Here is a 511-nt window from a genome sequence, read left to right on the forward strand (position 1 = left end):
GGCTGGTGCCGAGCGACCAATCCACCCGTGCCGAGAGCGGCGCGACCCGGTTGACCCCAGCGACATCGAGCAACCGCCACAGCTGCCGCGCGAGTTTGGGGGAGGCGGCGTTGCGCGTCCGGTCGTCGGTGCTGTCGTCCTCTGGGCGCTGCGCCAGCTTCTCGGGCGCGGGCTTCAGCACCTCGAAGAAGCCCTCGGGCGGTTTCGCCGGTGCGTGCCGGCTACGCACCTCCGAGATCCGCGCGGTCGCCTGGTCGCGGAAGAACGGGCAGTCGCCGCGATGTTCGGCGCGCTTCGTGCCGGTCAGGCGGCGCAGATAATAGGTTTCCGCCTCGGAGAGATAGGCCGGCGTCAGGATCGGGGGGGCGAGCTGGCGGCCGAGACAGTCGCAGGCGAGCCATTTGTGGCCGATGCGCGCGTTCTGGACGAGGCGTATGCCGGCCTGCTCGTCGCCATGATCCCCCTCGCCGACATACCAGCGCACCAGCGCCGCGCGCAGCGGCCCCGGGAG

The 511-nt window shown here is 71.4% G+C and carries 1 protein-coding gene; it reads right to left on the reverse strand.

The window, feature by feature from the left end; genetic code table 11:
- Positions 1 to 511 (reverse strand): hypothetical protein (locus WH87_RS19870; protein ID WP_197410818.1); only part of this gene is annotated, 511 nt, incomplete at both ends.

The sequence above is a fragment of the Devosia epidermidihirudinis genome, assembly GCF_000971295.1.
Taxonomy (GTDB): domain Bacteria; phylum Pseudomonadota; class Alphaproteobacteria; order Rhizobiales; family Devosiaceae; genus Devosia; species Devosia epidermidihirudinis.